This window comes from Paraplanobispora siamensis (assembly GCF_016863175.1).
In the GTDB taxonomy this organism is placed as follows: Bacteria; Actinomycetota; Actinomycetes; order Streptosporangiales; family Streptosporangiaceae; genus Planobispora; species Planobispora siamensis.
Genome location: NZ_BOOJ01000052.1, coordinates 1 through 12,218, shown reverse-complemented (window position 1 = coordinate 12,218; position 12,218 = coordinate 1). Strand labels below are relative to the sequence as shown.

Annotated in this window: 16 protein-coding genes; 6 read left to right on the top strand and 10 right to left on the bottom strand. The window is 71.1% G+C overall.

Annotated elements, in window-relative coordinates:
• The first annotated feature begins 120 nt into the window (after positions 1 to 120).
• From Psi01_RS29285 to Psi01_RS29260, 6 genes are all read left to right on the top strand, one after another.
• Positions 121 to 834, top strand: coding sequence for a hypothetical protein (locus Psi01_RS29285; protein ID WP_204067365.1), 714 nt, complete (start codon positions 121 to 123; stop codon positions 832 to 834).
• Positions 835 to 848: 14 nt separating this feature from the next.
• Positions 849 to 1,616, top strand: coding sequence for a hypothetical protein (locus tag Psi01_RS29280; RefSeq protein ID WP_204067364.1), 768 nt, complete (start codon positions 849 to 851; stop codon positions 1,614 to 1,616).
• Positions 1,613 to 2,335 (top strand): hypothetical protein, encoded by a 723-nt coding sequence (locus Psi01_RS29275; protein ID WP_204067363.1) that lies wholly within the window; start codon positions 1,613 to 1,615, stop codon positions 2,333 to 2,335. The genes Psi01_RS29280 and Psi01_RS29275 overlap by 4 nt, the downstream gene beginning before the upstream one ends.
• Positions 2,336 to 2,430: 95 nt before the next feature.
• The gene (locus Psi01_RS29270; RefSeq protein WP_204067362.1) at positions 2,431 to 3,321 is read left to right on the top strand and encodes a P-loop NTPase family protein; all 891 of its coding nucleotides are present in this window, start codon (positions 2,431 to 2,433) and stop codon (positions 3,319 to 3,321) included.
• Positions 3,318 to 3,617: a hypothetical protein gene (locus tag Psi01_RS29265; RefSeq protein ID WP_204067361.1), complete on the top strand. Its 300-nt coding sequence runs from the start codon at positions 3,318 to 3,320 to the stop codon at positions 3,615 to 3,617. Before Psi01_RS29270 ends, Psi01_RS29265 begins: the two co-directional genes overlap by 4 nt.
• A gap of 484 nt (positions 3,618 to 4,101) precedes the next feature.
• Complete coding sequence (locus Psi01_RS29260; protein WP_204067360.1) at positions 4,102 to 4,698, top strand: DUF6245 family protein; 597 nt, start codon at positions 4,102 to 4,104, stop codon at positions 4,696 to 4,698.
• 3 nt (positions 4,699 to 4,701) lie between these two features.
• Here the strand turns inward: Psi01_RS29260 and Psi01_RS29255 are convergent, their stop codons facing one another.
• The 10 genes from Psi01_RS29255 to Psi01_RS29210 form a co-directional block, all read right to left on the bottom strand.
• Positions 4,702 to 5,055 (bottom strand): DUF6221 family protein, encoded by a 354-nt coding sequence (locus Psi01_RS29255; protein WP_204067359.1) that lies wholly within the window; start codon positions 5,053 to 5,055, stop codon positions 4,702 to 4,704.
• Positions 5,052 to 6,395, bottom strand: a complete 1,344-nt coding sequence (locus Psi01_RS29250; protein WP_204067358.1) for a hypothetical protein — start codon at positions 6,393 to 6,395, stop codon at positions 5,052 to 5,054. The genes Psi01_RS29255 and Psi01_RS29250 overlap by 4 nt, the downstream gene beginning before the upstream one ends.
• Positions 6,396 to 6,433: 38 nt before the next feature.
• The gene (locus Psi01_RS44185; RefSeq protein ID WP_204067357.1) at positions 6,434 to 6,673 is read right to left on the bottom strand and encodes a type II toxin-antitoxin system RelE family toxin; all 240 of its coding nucleotides are present in this window, start codon (positions 6,671 to 6,673) and stop codon (positions 6,434 to 6,436) included.
• Positions 6,670 to 6,963, bottom strand: coding sequence for a type II toxin-antitoxin system Phd/YefM family antitoxin (locus Psi01_RS29240; RefSeq protein ID WP_204067356.1), 294 nt, complete (start codon positions 6,961 to 6,963; stop codon positions 6,670 to 6,672). The genes Psi01_RS44185 and Psi01_RS29240 overlap by 4 nt, the downstream gene beginning before the upstream one ends.
• 78 nt (positions 6,964 to 7,041) lie before the next feature.
• Entirely contained in the window at positions 7,042 to 7,782 is a 741-nt protein-coding gene (locus Psi01_RS29235; protein ID WP_204067355.1) for a hypothetical protein, read from the bottom strand.
• A gap of 60 nt (positions 7,783 to 7,842) precedes the next feature.
• On the bottom strand, positions 7,843 to 8,673 hold the full coding sequence (locus tag Psi01_RS29230) for a DUF6197 family protein (protein ID WP_204067354.1): 831 nt from the start codon (positions 8,671 to 8,673) through the stop codon (positions 7,843 to 7,845).
• A 128-nt stretch (positions 8,674 to 8,801) separates the two neighbouring features.
• Complete coding sequence (locus Psi01_RS29225) at positions 8,802 to 9,668, bottom strand: ATP-binding protein (RefSeq protein WP_204067353.1); 867 nt, start codon at positions 9,666 to 9,668, stop codon at positions 8,802 to 8,804.
• Complete coding sequence (locus Psi01_RS29220) at positions 9,658 to 11,076, bottom strand: DnaT-like ssDNA-binding domain-containing protein (RefSeq protein WP_204067352.1); 1,419 nt, start codon at positions 11,074 to 11,076, stop codon at positions 9,658 to 9,660. Before Psi01_RS29220 ends, Psi01_RS29225 begins: the two co-directional genes overlap by 11 nt.
• 482 nt (positions 11,077 to 11,558) lie before the next feature.
• On the bottom strand, positions 11,559 to 11,987 hold the full coding sequence (locus Psi01_RS29215; RefSeq protein ID WP_204067351.1) for a hypothetical protein: 429 nt from the start codon (positions 11,985 to 11,987) through the stop codon (positions 11,559 to 11,561).
• Positions 11,984 to 12,218: hypothetical protein (locus tag Psi01_RS29210; protein ID WP_204067350.1), on the bottom strand; the 235-nt coding region annotated here is incomplete at its 5' end. The genes Psi01_RS29210 and Psi01_RS29215, both read right to left, overlap by 4 nt.

The following is a 12,218-nucleotide window of genomic DNA, read 5'->3' as shown; positions in this document are numbered from 1 at the left end:
CCCGTGTGCACACCCCCTCAAGCGGGTTCACGGGTGAGGGTGGGTCGGCCCTCCCCGTGAACCCCCGCAGCTTCGCGCACGCCCCGTGCGCGCACCCGTCATTCACACCTGGAGGCGACCATGCACGACGATGACGCGGCCCGCCGGCACTCCCCCCTGCCCGGCCTGAGGCCGGGAGAGAACATCACCTACCCGGTACGGGAGCCCACCGGCCAGATGCCGGAGGACGACGCGGTGGAGGCCACCCGCCGCTACCTGGCCGGCAAGGGCAAGGGCTTCACCTTCCGGCCGCGGGAGGTCTACGACGACCTGTTCCGGATCACCGGCCGCACGGCGGCGTGGGTGCGCAGCCTGGCGCTGCCCGCCCTGGCCGGTCAGGGCGGATTGAGCTACGACCAGTTCAACGGCACCTACACCGTCACCGGCACGATCGACTCTCTGCCCCGGGCCGTCATCGTCGATCTCAAGGACACCGGCGACGGCCAGACGGTCGCCATCGTCCCGCCCTGGGCGCTGCCGGAGCCGGCCGACACCGACCCGGAGGTCTCCATCGGCCTCACCCCTCTGACCACCAGCGACGTCAACGAAGTCCTGCGCTGGGCCACCCAGATCACCAGCGACATCGGCGACCCGGACGCCGTCATCACCAACGCTGAGCCGATCATCGCCTGGCTGAAGGACGGCGCCGAACGGGGCGACCTGCCGACCCGGCTCATGGCTGCCAAGCGCACCTACACCAACGACAGCAACAGCAACCGGGAGCCCGACGACGACCCGACGGCGTTCCTGATGCGCGCCGCCGCCTACTACACCGTGCTGCACGACACGCTCTGAAGGAGACCCCGACGATGACGATTACCCCCGGCCCGGCCCGCCAGTTCACCGATGAGGGCTTCCACCTGTGGGACTACACCGAATTCGGCGTCATCCCCCGCGTGCTGGCCCAGTCCATGCCGCCGACGTGGCAACGCCGGATGGAAGCACTGCTGGAAGAGCTGAACGACGCCTACCTCCACCTGCCCCAGCCCGCGGGCTACCACGTGCGGACCGGCACCTGGATCGACGTCAGCGACGCCAGCGCCGACCAGCTGGCCGCCGCCGGCGTCACCCGCTCCACCCCGTACGCCGACTGCGACCACGTCGGCCGCTGCCCCTGCGATGAGGTGCCCTACCTCTACACCGGGCCCGACGGCCGCCAGATGAACGACGACGAAGAGATCTTCATCCCGGGGCCGAACCCGCTGCCCTCCCCCAACAAGGGCCGCACCCACGTGCCGCCCTACGACGGCGGCCCCTACCTCACCCCGCTGACCACGCTGGCGACCTTCGGCGGCGACTACGCCGACGGCACCCGGGTCACCGTCGCCGCCCTGGCCTTCATCGTGTACCCCGGGCCGGGACTTGCCCGGCTGATGCTGACCGGCCCGCACTGCGACATCATCGGCGTGCGCACGGAGCACGCCGTGCTGCCGGAGACTCCGCTGCCCAGCCTGGACGACACCCGGATCGGAGCACCGGTAATCGTTGAGGCCGTGGTGCAGCACGACGACACCGGCCTGTTCCTTCTCGCCGACTCCATCACCATCCAGCCCCCCGAAGGAGACGCCGCCGCATGAGAACCGACAGGCTGGCCCCGCCCGTGCGCTACCCGGGCAGGCACCCCTGGCCGGACCCGGTACGGCCCAACCACGCCGTCAACATCGGCACCGTCATCTACGGCGGCGCCGTCGGCACCACCGCCACCCTGCCCGCCCGCGGCAACGTCCTGATCATTGGCCGGGTCGGCAAGACCAACCTGGCGCGGGTGCTGGCCGCGGAGTTCGCCGACCGGCCCAACAGCGCGGTCATCGCCGCCGGGATACGCGGCGGCATGCACTTTCGCGACGTGAACGGCGTCGACCTGGTCGACCTGCCGCCGGAATCACACGCAGAGATGCTGGCCGCCTTGGACTCCCTGAAGGAGACCCTGCGTCAACGCATCGACCACGACGACCGCGGCCACCTGGCTGTCATTCTGGACGGGGTCGACCTGCGTCTTCAGCAGGCCGCCGAAGCGGTCGCCGACATGGCACTGCTGGCCCGCACTGTCGACGCCCAGCTCATCCTGACCGCCCCGCCGCTGATGGCCACCACCTCCAGATGGCGGCACCTGACCATGACCGTCGACCACCTCGTGTCGATCGACCCCCGCGACCTGGCCCTGGCCTACCGGCCGGTCTGGCACACCCAGCCGATCCCCTCAGGGCCGCTGCCGGCCGACCCCAGCCTGGCCGTCGTCGCGACCGGCAAGACCGTGCAACCCGTGCAGATCTACCACCACCCGATCCCCGACTGAGTGCGTTCCCCGGCCTCTCCCCTAGCCAAATCACTAAGTACCCGTACAATATGGGTGAGGGCCGGGGAGAGCGACCCCGGCCAGAAGGAGACCCCATGCCCACCACCGAAACCCCCGCCCCGGTCGCCATCGGCCACGTCCTGGCCGGCCCCCGCACCGGCAGCCGGGCCACCTTGGGCGCCGACAACATCTTCATCACCGGCGCACGCGGCAAGACCAACCTGGCGCGGGTGCTGGCCGCGGAGTTCACCCGCCGCCCGGCCACCCGGGTCATCGTCGCCACCCCCCAGCCGTTCCGGACCGAATACGGGAACCTGCTGAGCGACGCGCAGTTCATCCCGCTAGGCCTCAGCCGCACCCCGGACGGCCTGGGTGAGATCCTGAGGACGTTCATCGACCGCGCCAACGCCCTGACGCGCCAGCACCTGCTGGGAACGCCGCTGGACCCGGAGTGGACCCGCCTGGTCGTCATCATCGACGTCCCCGCCCTGCACTCCCCGCCGATCCAGGTCATGCTCACCTCCCTGGCCGCCATGGCCAGCAGCGTCGACGCCCAGATCGTCATGCTGATGTCCCCGCGCCAGATGAACGCCTACGGCCCCGTGGCGACCGCCCTGATCGACAATTTCCCGCACCGGGTCATCACCCAGCCGCACCGGCTGTACCCCGAAGACCTGGCCGGCCTGATCCTGGGGCTGCTGGGCAGCAGCCGGGACCAGATGCCGACGTGGCTGCCGGACCTTCCCGGCCTGGCGCTGGCCTTCAACCGGGCTCAGCCGGCCCCGGAGATGATCCAGGTGTCGTTGGGGCCCGTCATGTTCGCCCCGCAGCAGGAGGAGGAGGGCGATGCAGCCATCGACGTCGCCACCGTGGTGGAGGCAGCCGGGCCGGGCGGCGCGGGTGCGGGTGCTGTACCTGGACGAAGAGACGGTGCGCCTGGTCTGCTGCACCGCCTGCTCACCGCGGTGCGGAACGGGAGACGATGACGATGGCGCAGCTGGCCCTTCCCCCGGGCACCGGGGAGCCGGCCTGGGCGCTGACGGTCGATGAGGCCGCCGGAGCGTTCAAGGCGGCCCATCAGCCCCTGTCCGGCAGGAGTGCGCTGGCGGCGCTGATCGCGGCCGGGCGGATGCCCCTCAAGGGCCGGATGCCGGCGCTGCCGGTCACCGATCAGGACCTGACCGCGCTGCTGGCCCAGGTCGAAGCTGAGCTGCTGGCGCAGCAGTCCGCTGCCCGTCGCGTGCGGCCGTCGGGCCGGCGGAACACCAGGAGGACCAAATGATCAACGCGGGAATCATCGTTAGCGACGGCAGCACGGTGGTGCTGTCGGGTGTGGCCGTCGGGCCGAACGCCACGGTCATCGTCGACGGCGACCAAGAGGACAGCGACAGCGAGTAGCCCCGCCCTGTGACGCCCGTCCCGCACACCGCGGGGCGGGCGTTTTCATGCGAACACATGATCCAATCTACTTTGTAAGGCACCGATCTTGAGATGGGCTTGACCCGCCTGGCCCGCCCGGTGCGCGAAAGCAGCGCGGCTACACCCCATCGCCGACGTCTGACCTGCGGTTTTGCACGGTGGGGGGAGCCGGTATGGCGGGAGCCGTACCGGGTTTCCCCTGGGGGTGTGCGATGCGGCGATCTTTACCATGTAGATCACCACGGGAGGGTCGGCACCCAGACCCGCCGTCGACGGGATCCCATCACCGGCTTTCCATCGGCGGGATTGCATCCGGGCGGCCGGGGACGGCCGGTAGGGTCCCGGGCATGCCCGCTGAGCACTCCGACGACGCCCCTGCGCTCACTCCTGAGGCGGTCGCCGCGGCCCTGGCCGCGCTGGGCTCCTACGCCTACGTGCCGACCTCCCAGGACCTGGCCCGCGATGCCGCCACAGTGGGCGGTGAGCACGTGCTGGCGGCGCTGCTGGCCAACGCGCTGTACGGCGCGGCCGTGGCCACCGCGATGGCCGCGGAGACCCGCATGGTGCAGCGCGGCGCCACCGCGGAACAGGTGACGCTGGCCCGCCGGCAGGTGATGAAGGCGGCCGGCGCGGTCGGGCCGGGGGTGGTGACGGTGCTGCACTGGCAGATGGCGCAGGTGGCCGGGCCGCTGTATGGCTGGTCGCAGCACAAGACGCTGGGACCGCTGGGGGAGGCGATGGCGCAGGCGGCCTCAGCGCTGGTGCTGCTGCTGGAGGTGACGACCGCCACCGGTGATGATGATGCGCGCCTGGCCGATCTGAACGACCAGGTGCGTCAGGCGCTCAGGCGTCTGGAGGATTCCCACTCCCGGTTGCGGGAGCTGCTGGCCTCCGGTGACGGTCTGGCGCGCGTGGCGGAAGCCTGGAGGGGCGACCAGGGGTAGGGGTCAGGGCCGCCAGGAGGGCTGGTAGTCGGGGTGGTCGTCGAAGCGTTCGGCGCGGTCTTCCAGCACGGCCAGCAGAGCGGCGGCCTGCCCGTGGCAGGCGGCGACGTCCTCTTGCGCGGCGGCGCGGCGGGCGGGATCGGCGTCGGGGTCTCCTGCCAGGCTGCGGAGCATCTGGAGGGCGTGGGCGTGGCTTTCCACCGCGGCGGTGTAGCGGGCGATCAGTTTCCGGTCGGCGGCGACGTCTTTGTGGATGCGGTCGGCCGTGTAGCGGGTGCCGGCGGCTGATTCGTCGTCGGCCGTGGTGCGGTCTTCGTCCAGCCGGGCGTTCAGAAACCCGATCAGGTCATCCATCATGTGGGGGCATCTCCGGTCGGCGATGGTTCGGCTCCGGCGGCGGGCTTGAGCGGGAAGCCTTGCCGCCAGCGTCGCCAGGAGGTCAGCAGGCTTTTCCGCCAGGAGGCGTTGCGCAGGGCGGAGGAGTTCAGCCATTCGGCGGCCTGGTCGCTGTCGGGGTCGATGCCTTCGCGGGCGAACTGGAGCGCGGTCCAGGCCAGCCTGTCGGCGATGCCCAGCAGCGGGTTGGTTGACGACCGCAGGCGGGGTTCGCTGATCTGTTCGATGTGCACGCTGCGGGTGAGGAGTTTGTTGGTCAGGCGGGTCAGGGTTTTCTTGTGCAGGACGCCGCGGGTCACGGCGCGGGGGCGGCTGCTGCGGACGGTGGTGCGGCTGGTGATGACGTCGGCGGCGCTGGTGCTGTCGATGATCAGGTGGATCTCCTGGCCGGACTCATAGGTGGCCAGGCCCTGGCAGACGGCTTCCAGTTCGGCCGATACGGCGTTGGTGCGGGGCGCGGTGTACCAGCCGAACCAGGCCGCACCGTCGCCGCGGACGGCGGCCCAGGCGCCGATCCTGTGAGTGCCGCCTAGGCCGCTGTCGGTGGAGGCGTCGGTGGCGATGCAGGCGGAGTCGCCGTCCAGGCCGGCCAGGTGCAGGGTGTAGGGGCCGTGGGTGCTGTCGAAGGGGATCCACTGCATGTCCCCGGTACGGCGGTCCCGGGTCCATGGCTTTTCAGGCTGGTGACCGGGGTGGCCGGGAGCCTGCCAGGCGGTGCGCAGGCTGGCATTGCTGGTGCAGGTGCGCAGAGCGTCGGAGGCCAGCCAGCGTTGGGCGGCGGGGTCGTCGACGGCGATGCCGTGCTTGGCGAAACGGAGCGCGGTCCAGGCCAGGCGGGCGGCTAGACCTCTCAGCGCGACGGCGTCGTGGTCGGGGGAAGTGCTGGTGTGGTCGATGAGGTACAGGTCGATCGGCCGTCGCCGCAGTTGGTAGGCCAGGGCCTTCACGGTGGCCGGGTGCAGCGTCTTGTTGGATGGGGGGAGGCCTTGGGCCAGGCGGGTGGCCGCGGAGATGGCGGCGGTGGAGGTGGTGGCCAGGCGGACGCTTTGGTGAGCGGGCACGCTCTTCAACGCCCAGTGCATGGCTTCCAGGATGGCGGCGGTGGGGTCGGTGCGGGGCGCGGTGTACCAGCCGTAGCGGGCGCCGCCGTCGCCGGCGACGGCGGCCCACACGCCCAGGCCGTCTCCGGTCAGGGCGGTGACGGCGATGAGGTGGGGGTCGCCGTTCATGTCGGGGAAGAGCGCGCGGTAGGGGCGGGTGTGGGTGTGGGTGGGCACCAGGCTGTCGGGGGGTGAGGTCACCGGGCCGACGGCGGGAAAGGGTGCGGGTTCGGTGGCGTTCATGTGTTGGGCTGGATGATCCATACGGATACGTGGTCGGGGCCGTGGGTGTAGACGATCCGGTAGGTGTCGGTGGTGATCTCCATGGCGCTGGGGATGCTGCCGTAGGGGCGGGCGCCGATCGGTTCGGGGTCGGCGATGAGGTCCAGGATGGTGTCGGTGATGGTGCGCCGCAGGACGGGGGCGGTGGCGGCCAGGGTGTCGATGGCGGCCGGGGAGAGCACCAGGCGGCGTTTCACCGACCGGGGGACGGGGTGAGGCCGACGGCGGCGTACACGTCAGCCGGGTCGTCGAAGGTGGCTACGGGCAGGGTGCCGGCGTCGGTGTCGGCGATCATCTTGGCGACGGTGGCCTCTTCGCGGGCGCGGCGCAGGGCGACCAGATCGCGGTAGTCCTCTTCGGAGATGATGACGGCGCGTTCGTGGGTGCTGCGGCTGATGACGGTGGGGGTGTGGCGGTGCACGGCGCGGGCGATGAGGGTGCCCAGCTGCTTGCGGGCGTCGGCCACGCCCATGGGTTCGCTGCTCATGTCTTCACCGTACCCGCGAGATGTACATGATGTACATCTTTCCGGGGGTGCCCGGCGGGGATCAGCCGGTGTCCGGGCTCATGGTGGATTCGCGTCACCGGCGGTAGGTGCGGCACGGGGCTGGCGCAGCCAGGCGCGATAGCGCCGGGCCAGGGTCGCGCGGACGGCGGGGCGTGATACGGCCGGGCCGGTCAGCCAGTCCCAGGCGGCCGGGCTGCGCGGGTCGACGTCGTCCAGCAGGAAGCGCAGGATGCTCCAGGCCAGCTGGTCGGCGACGCCCACCAGGCCGGGCGGGGAGGTGTGCTTGGCGGGGCCGGGGGTGACGTCGATGTCCACGCTGCGGCGGCTCATCTGGTCTTTCAGCCGGGCCAGGGAGTCCAGGTGCAGCGCGCCCCGGGTGGTGGCGGTCAGCGGGAGGCCGTCGGCCAGGCCGCGGGCGATGTGGGCGGCCTCGGCGGCGTCGGTCAGCAGCAGGGTGGGGCCGCCGTCGCAGGTGGCCAGGCCCTGGGCCATGGCCTCCAGTTCGGCTGACAGGGTGTTGGTGGCCTCTGCGCGGTACCAGCCGAACCAGGCGCGGCCGTCGGAGTGCACCACGGCCCAGATGGCCAGGGTGGCGGTGATGTCCAGGGAGGCGTCGGTGGCGACGGCTGCCGGCTGGCGGAAGGGGTGGGGCAGGGTGAGGGCGTGGGGGATGCTGGCGTCGGTGATGGTGCGCCAGGCGGGCGTGGGCTGGTGCGCGATGGGGACGCGCTGGGGTGGTTGGCCGCGCCAGGTGGGGGTGATGCCGGCCAGGGTGGCCGGACTGGGAGTGTCGGTCATGGCCCTCTTCGTCGTTCACGCGGGTGGGGCGCGGCCCCGGCCGGGGCCGCGCCGTACGGCTCAGGCGGTGGCGGGTACGGCCCAGATGCGGATGACGGCGCCGGGGGTGCGCAGGGCGTCGCGTTCGCCGGGCTGGCCGATGAAGACCTTGGCGGCGCGCCGGTACTCCACCACGCGGGCGTCGTCGCGCCAGACGCGGGCGTCGGTGAGGGCGTCTTCGGTGGAGCGCAGCAGCTTCGACAGGTCCGGGGCGCTGGCCGGGCGCCACCACAGCAGCCGTGACCAGGCTGGCCCCGTGGGCCACCAGATCTTGCCCTCCAGCCACCAGCGGGGGCGGCTGAGGGGCTTGTCGCCCATCGTGAAGATCATCTCTACGGCCAGGGGGCCGTCGACGGGCCCGGGGAAGGGTCGGCCGCGCCGGTTGCGGTTGGCGATCTCCACCATGGCGGCGGCCTTGACGTTGTCGCGCCACGGCTTGACCGCCGCCGACGATTCGATCATCTTGCCCTTGCCGATGGGGCGTTTGCTGCCCTGCGGGGCGGGGTTGCCGTGCACGTGGATGGTGATGAGCGGTTCGGTAGCGGTCGGGTCGGCCGTCTCCGTCAGGGTGATGGCGTCGGCGGCCTGGTGCAGAACGGCCAGCACCTGGTCGGGCCGGTGGCCTTCCTGCCAGTCGGCCAGGTCGGCGGGGTGGGTGTAGCCCAGCTGGCGGGTCAGCCACCACAGCACCGCTTCTGCCCGGTCGTAGCCGGTGGGGCCACCTCCGGCGGCGGCGCGGATGGCGGCGATGACGCAGGCGTCGGAGTCGTGCGCCAGCAGCTGGGCGGCTTCGTGCAAGATGGCGTCGCCGCGCGGGAAGAGGGTGGTGGTGTAGGCGGGAGTCATGGTCATGGCCGTCTCCTGATCTCGGTTCGCTCTACCGGGGGTGCCGGCGCGGATACGGCCCGGAGCCGTGTCCTGCCGATGGTACGGGTACTTAGTGACGGGGTCGAGGGAAGGCGCAGGCCTGTGTCGGGTACTTAGTAGCGGGGCGTCGCCGGTCGGCCGCCCCAGGTCTTGGGCAGCACGAAGGGGCGGCGGTCTTCTCCCTCCACCCAGATGGGGGTGGCCTGCTGGACCAGGCGGGACATGATGCGCGGGCCGTACATGATGCCCAGCTGGTCGGGGTTGAGATTGGTGGTGATCAGCAGGCGCTTGTCGCGCCGCAGGAAGGCGGAGATCAGGGAGCCGATCTCCGTGGCTGCGAATTCGGTGACCGGCTTGCTGACGTCGCGGCCGGCGCCCAGGTCGTCCACCAGCAGGGCGTCGGCGTCTTCGGCCATCTGGCGGACCCTGTAGGCGGGCAGGCCGCCGCCGTCGGGGCGCAGCGCGGTCAGGTAGCGGGCTTCGCTGACGGCGTGCACGCGCATCCCCTGGTGGGCGAAGTGGCCCAGGGCGGCGAAGGCCACGTGGGTCTTGCCGCGGCCGACGTCGCCGTTGAGGACCAGGGTGCGGGCGGTCGGGTTGGCGGCCCAGGCCCGTACCTCCTGGGCGCCCTGTTCGGCCGTCAGCGTCTCCAGGGTCGCATCCCGGTAGTCGCCGTCGGGCCAGTCCTCCACCAGGCGCTGCCAGATGGTCAGGTTGTTGCGGCGGCGCAGGGCGTCGACGTCGGCGGCGACGTCGGCGGGCCCGTAGTCGTCGACGGCGGTCAGGTGCCCGCCGCGGGCGATGATCTCCGCCAGCCGGGTCCGCATCGCCTCCAGGGCGATGCCGTCGCGGTCGCGGCGCAGGATCTCCCCGAACAGGATGTGGCCGCTGGTGAGCGGTTCCTGCACCTCATCGGGGTCGCGGTGGACGGGCAGGTAGCCGGGTTCGGTTTCGACGGCCGGGGTCAGCTCAGGCTGCATCGCGACCACCGCCGCTGATGGCCGCCCACTGGGCCATGAAGGTGGCCTTGCGGCCGTCGGCGCTGTCGTCGCCGTCGGCTACCGGAGCGGGCGGCGGGGTGTGCGGTGGGCCGTCGTCGCCGGGCGCGGCCGGGGCGGGCACCGGTCCGGCCGCCGGGGCGTCGGGTGCGGTGCTCTGGCCTGCCCAGGCGGCCCAGGACGCAGCCGATGAGCCGTCGGCCCAGCCGTCGCCGGTGTAGGTCTGGCGTCCGGCGCCGGGGCCGACGGGCTCACCCAGCAGGGCCCGCTGGAACTGGTCGCGGAAGGGCACCGGGCGGGCGCAGGCGCGCAGCGCCTCCTGCACGCGCTGGGCGGCCAGCGGCAGCGGCTCCAGCGTCAGCGATGCAGAGACCGCAGCGCGTACCAGGCGCTCCAGGTCGTCGCGGGACTGGTCCAGGATCGGGCCCTTGCGCTCCCACATCGCCCACCACCAGCCGGTGATCCTCCCGACGGCGGCTTCGGCCTCAGGGTCGGCCAGCGGGGCCGCGCCGGGCCGGGTACGGCGCCGGGCGGCATCGGCCAGATCCTTGCGCACCCAGTTGCGGAAGGTGCCGTCCCAGCCGCGGGCGGTGCGCCGCTTGGTGCCCTGCACCTCGCACCAGTAGCGGCGGAAGTCGGCCACGGTGGTGTCGATCACCGGGTCGGTCAGGCCCTGGTCGCGGGCCCAGGCGCGCAGGCCGTCGTCAGGAACCCAGTCGGCGGGCAGCTGGAAGGACCGGTCGCGGCTGGGCTTGGCCGGGACGTCGACGACGGGCGGCTGGCCGGCCGTCGCTTGAGCGTCGCTCTGATCGGGCTTGACGTCGTCGGCTGGGTCGGCTATTCGCGCGGGCGCCTGCGCGGCACTATCCCCACGAAGTGGGGATAGTGCTTCTCTGCTCTTGGTTTTCTGAGACGCGTGATTTTCCAGACCTGGATCGTCCAGGCTTGGAAAATCGCATGTTGGTCCTGAGCTGCGCATTCCTTGATCGCCAGCCAGGATGCGATTTTCGCATGTTGGCTGCGACCTGCGGTTTCCTTCGGCGTCGTAGGGCGCTTCGGTGATGATGAGCAGGCCTTCGGGCATGTCGGTCACTTCGTAGACCGATTCGGCCAGCGTGCCGTCGGCGTTGCGGATGCGGCGCCGTACCAGGTACCCGTACTGCTCCAGGCGCTTGAGGGAGGCGGAGATCAGGGAGATACCCGCGTCCATGCCTTCGGAGATCTGCTCCACGGTCAGGCCGAAGCCGTCCTCATGGCTCCAGATGTGCCCGAAGATCCCCATGTCTTGCGGCTTGAGGCGCGGGTCACGGAATACGGCGTTGTGGACCGTCATGAAGTGCTTGCCCAGGACGTCGGCTGCGCGTGCTCCGTGGCGGATCGTGTTGCTCACGCGATCACCGCCGGGCGGGCGCTGTGGGCGCTAAGTCCACGTCCAGCTGAAGCGCTAAGTACAGCGCGCGAGGATGCGGTTACAGCCTGGTCGGATTTGGCGGCGACAGCGGGGTTTTCTGCATGATCAGCAGGCCCGATTTGCGTGTCGTGTGTTGCCGCGAGGACGTCTGCGGGTACGCTAGTACCCAGCATCGTCGGATCACTCATGTGGGTTCCAATCACTGATGAGTTCCGGTGGTGTGGCGCTTCGGCAGGGGGGCCAACCCTTCGGAGCACCGGCGGCGGCAGTTCGCTCCCACTGGGCGGGAACCCAGTGCGAACGTGCCGCCGTCGCTATTTCTATGGAGTTATCGTGCGTTCCCAGACGGTTTCCCGAACGGTGCAGCGCGAGGACACCGTATCGCGAATCTGTGGTCCGTGGGGCGTGACGCGCCGGATTGCCCGCTGCGAAAACCCCTGCATAGCAAGGGGTTCCGGTGCTCACACCCGCTCCTTCGGGGGCTCCGCCGGGTACTTCTTCAAGATCGTTTCGGCGGCGGTGATCGCCTGAGCGTGGTCGCTTTGACTGGCTTTGGGCAACGTGCGGGCCTTGCCCGCGGCGAAGTCCACCAGGTGCGGCCGGTAGCGCAGTTTGCGCCAGTTCTCCCCGGCGAAGCGCTGGCACTGGGAGGCCTCCGCCAGCCAGCGCGCCGCCTCATCCAGCTCTTCATCCGTCGGCACGGGTGCCGGAACCACCAGGTATCCGGCGGATGCCAGGATGGCGTCACGGGCCTGGAGCGCGGCCCGCAGAGCCGCCTCCACCCGCTGGTCCAGCGACTCACCCCGCGTGGTGGCGTCGATGAAGACGATGTCGAAGGACTCCAGGGCCGCGGCCATGCCCGCTTCCAGAATCTCATCGGTGCTGTTCACGCCTCACCGCCGTCTTCGCCGCGGTCGTCGATGACGGCCAGGCGGCCGGCGGTGGCGTCCCAGCCCACGCACAGCTCCGGGCCGCCACTGTCGGCGGGGATGTAGCCGAAGGTCAGGCGGCGCAGCATGCGGGCCAGCGCCTGCACCGCCTCCTCCTTGGTCGCGCCCGATCCGATGGGGGCGTTGATGTCGGCGTCGGGGTCGTCATCGTCCAGGTCGTCGGGGCACTGG

Coding starts and splice junctions, on each gene's coding strand:
- Psi01_RS29285 (WP_204067365.1), top strand. CDS start 121: ATGCACGACGATGACGCGGCCCGCCGGCACTCCCCCCTGCCCGGCCTG.
- Psi01_RS29280 (WP_204067364.1), top strand. CDS start 849: ATGACGATTACCCCCGGCCCGGCCCGCCAGTTCACCGATGAGGGCTTC.
- Psi01_RS29275 (WP_204067363.1), top strand. CDS start 1,613: ATGAGAACCGACAGGCTGGCCCCGCCCGTGCGCTACCCGGGCAGGCAC.
- Psi01_RS29270 (WP_204067362.1), top strand. CDS start 2,431: ATGCCCACCACCGAAACCCCCGCCCCGGTCGCCATCGGCCACGTCCTG.
- Psi01_RS29265 (WP_204067361.1), top strand. CDS start 3,318: ATGACGATGGCGCAGCTGGCCCTTCCCCCGGGCACCGGGGAGCCGGCC.
- Psi01_RS29260 (WP_204067360.1), top strand. CDS start 4,102: ATGCCCGCTGAGCACTCCGACGACGCCCCTGCGCTCACTCCTGAGGCG.
- Psi01_RS29255 (WP_204067359.1), bottom strand. CDS start 5,055: ATGATGGATGACCTGATCGGGTTTCTGAACGCCCGGCTGGACGAAGAC.
- Psi01_RS29240 (WP_204067356.1), bottom strand. CDS start 6,963: ATGAGCAGCGAACCCATGGGCGTGGCCGACGCCCGCAAGCAGCTGGGC.
- Psi01_RS29235 (WP_204067355.1), bottom strand. CDS start 7,782: ATGACCGACACTCCCAGTCCGGCCACCCTGGCCGGCATCACCCCCACC.
- Psi01_RS29230 (WP_204067354.1), bottom strand. CDS start 8,673: ATGACCATGACTCCCGCCTACACCACCACCCTCTTCCCGCGCGGCGAC.
- Psi01_RS29225 (WP_204067353.1), bottom strand. CDS start 9,668: ATGCAGCCTGAGCTGACCCCGGCCGTCGAAACCGAACCCGGCTACCTG.